This window comes from Actinoplanes sp. NPDC051633 (genome assembly GCF_040681735.1).
Classification (GTDB): Bacteria; Actinomycetota; Actinomycetes; order Mycobacteriales; family Micromonosporaceae; genus Actinoplanes.
In genome coordinates this window covers 1-2,533 of sequence record NZ_JBFAZH010001116.1, presented here as the reverse complement: position 1 = coordinate 2,533, position 2,533 = coordinate 1, and the positions used below count along the sequence as shown (strand labels likewise).

Here is a 2,533-nt window from a genome sequence, read left to right as displayed (position 1 = left end):
AGCGACTCCAGGTCGGCCCGGATGCCGGGCAGCACCCGTGCCATTGCGGCACGCAGATCCGACATCTCAGCCGGCGTAGATCTGCAGGTCGGCGGCGAACCGCTCGGTCATTTCGATCACCCGCTGCAGCTCGGGGTGCCGCACGATGATCGAGCCGTCGCTGACCACGGTGGCCTGCCAGTCCCGGCGCTGCGCGCCGATCGGCAACAGGTCGATCATGGCCACCGCGTCGCCGTACTCGCTGAGCAGCTTGTCCAGCCCTTCCACGCGGGTGATCGCGCCGGCGCCCTGCGCCCGTTTGAAGATCGCACCGGCGTTGTACCGGCGTTCCAGCGGCTTGGAGAGCCGGCCGTGCACGACCGCCTCGGCCCATGCGACGTACACGTCGCCGTCGGTCGCGTAGTTCATCAGGTCGGCCACCCGGGCCCCGGCCACCCGCGCGCCGATCTCGCCGAAGACGGCCTCGCCGTCGTCCTTGCGGTACCACTCCATGTGGGTGAAGCCGGTGGTGAAGCCCAGCGCCGCGATGACCGCCGTGCCCATCTCCCGGCCGGCCCGCAGGTCGGGCACCTCGAGGTCGCGCAGCGACAGCGACACCGGGCTGATCCACTCGTGCTGCTTCATCTGCAGCGGGCGGGGCCGGTACCACAGCATGTGTTCGAACAGGACGGCACCGTTCGCGCAGATGGTGTCGTACGTGAACTCCTCGCCGTCGATGAACTCCTCCACGCTCACCTCGGGCACGTGCCGCAGCAGCGGCAGCACCGTCGACAGCTCCTCCGGGCCGTCGATGCGATAGGTGTCGGCCGAGCCGGCGCCGGCGATCGGCTTGACGATCAGCGGGTAGCCGATGCGCTCGGCGGCCTCCCACACACCGTGGACGCTGGTGGCGGCGGCGTGCCGGGGGGTGCGGATGCCGGCGGCGTCGATCGCCTGCTTCATGCGTTCCTTGTCCCGGAACGGCACCGTCTGCGCGACCGACAGGCCGGGCAGCCCGAACGACTCCCGGATCCGCGCGGCGAGCAGCATGTACGGCTCCCAGAGGCACTCCACCTGCTCGATCCGGGCGTACCGGGCCAGGCCGTGCAGGGCGGCCAGCACCGCGTTCTCGTCGGCCAGCGACACGTGCTCGTAGTGCGCCAGGGCGTCCCGGGCGGCCGAGGGCAGCTCGGACGGCGGTTGATCCCCGACGCCGATCACCGTCGCGCCGACCGCGGCCAGGGCCCGGGTGAAGTAGGCCATCTCGGCCGGATATCCGGGTGACAGCATCACGACGTTCATTCCTGCTCCACCAGTTCGACGCGAATTCCGGTGACGATGCGGCGCAGCGCATCCCGGACCACCTCGGTGTCCGGGTCGCGGACGATCACGTACCCCTCGCCTTCGTAGCTCGACGACGCCTGCTGGCCGGGTTGCGGCAGCTTGGCCTCCACGACCAGGTGGCCGAGCTCGGCCTGCACCTTGTCGACGCCGTGGACCGCGCCGACCCGGCCACGGCCCTGGCCGCGCAGATAGGCGGTGCCGGCGGCGTACCTGCGCTCCGGCGGGTCGAACCGGTCGAGCAGCATCAACTCCGCCCAGATGCGATAGAAGTCGACATCGTGGACGTAGCCGAGCATCGACGTGATCTGGGCGCCCGGCGGGCGGGCCCCGACCTCGGAGATCGCCACCGACCCGTCGGGGCGCCGGAACCACTCCATGTGGGTGAGGGCGTCGCGGACGCCGAGCGCGCGCAGCGCGGCCGGTCCGGCCGACCAGATCCCGTCGTACGCCGGGTCCGCCATCTCGCGGGGCAGCAGCACCGTCCACTGGATCCACGGGTTGCGGAGAACCTCCAGTGGTGGCGGCAGGTAGTCGGACACCGACGACCAGATCGTCTGCCCGCCGATCGTGATGCTGTCGAAGGTGTGCTCCTCGCCGACCAGGAACTCCTCGAGCAGGCCGGGCGCGTCCGGACCGGGCGGGATCGCGGCGAGCCAGCTCCGCAGCGCGGCCGGGTCGTCCAGCCGGTAGGTCGCCTGCGCACCCGCGCCGGCCGGCGGCTTGGCCACCAGCGGGAACCCGACCTCGTCGGCGAAGGTCAGCGCCTCGGCGGGAGTCCGCACCAACTGGTGCCGGGCACACGGCACACCGGCCGCGTGCAGCACCGACTTCATCCGGGCCTTGTCCCGCACGTTGAGCGCGGTCTGCACGTCCATGCCCTCGATGCCGAGCGTCTCCCGCACGTACGCCAGCGGAACCTGAAGCTGCTCGAGCGCGCCGATCAGGCGTTCCACCCGTCCCATCTGGCGGCCGAGGCCGGTCACCGCCTCGGCGAGCTGGCGGGGGTCGAGCGCGTCGTCCACCCGCCAGTGGCCGTCGAGGCGCTCCCGGAGCACGGGCGGCAGTCGCTCGGCCGGCTCGGAGGTGATGACCGCGAGCCGCACGCCGGGCAGCGCGGCGGCGGTGGGCCCCGACCCGGGGGTGGGCAGCCCCCAGGAAGGTGCGGAGAAAGCCGGGACAAACACCACAAGGACCCACCCGGCCCCCGCCG

The 2,533-nt window shown here is 72.0% G+C and carries 2 protein-coding genes; both read right to left on the bottom strand.

All coding sequences use genetic code 11. The features are described 5' to 3' along the window. Positions 1-66: 66 nt before the first annotated feature. Positions 67-1,281, bottom strand: a complete 1,215-nt coding sequence (locus AB0M20_RS37760) for an ATP-grasp domain-containing protein (protein ID WP_364305627.1) — start codon at positions 1,279-1,281, stop codon at positions 67-69. Continuing rightward, positions 1,278-2,533, bottom strand: a 1,256-nt coding sequence (locus AB0M20_RS37755; RefSeq protein WP_364305626.1) for a hypothetical protein, incomplete at its 5' end; no start/stop codon positions are given. The genes AB0M20_RS37755 and AB0M20_RS37760, both read right to left, overlap by 4 nt.

Excerpts from the sequence above, each read along its gene's own strand:
- AB0M20_RS37760 (WP_364305627.1), bottom strand. The coding sequence starts at position 1,281 with ATGAACGTCGTGATGCTGTCACCCGGATATCCGGCCGAGATGGCCTAC.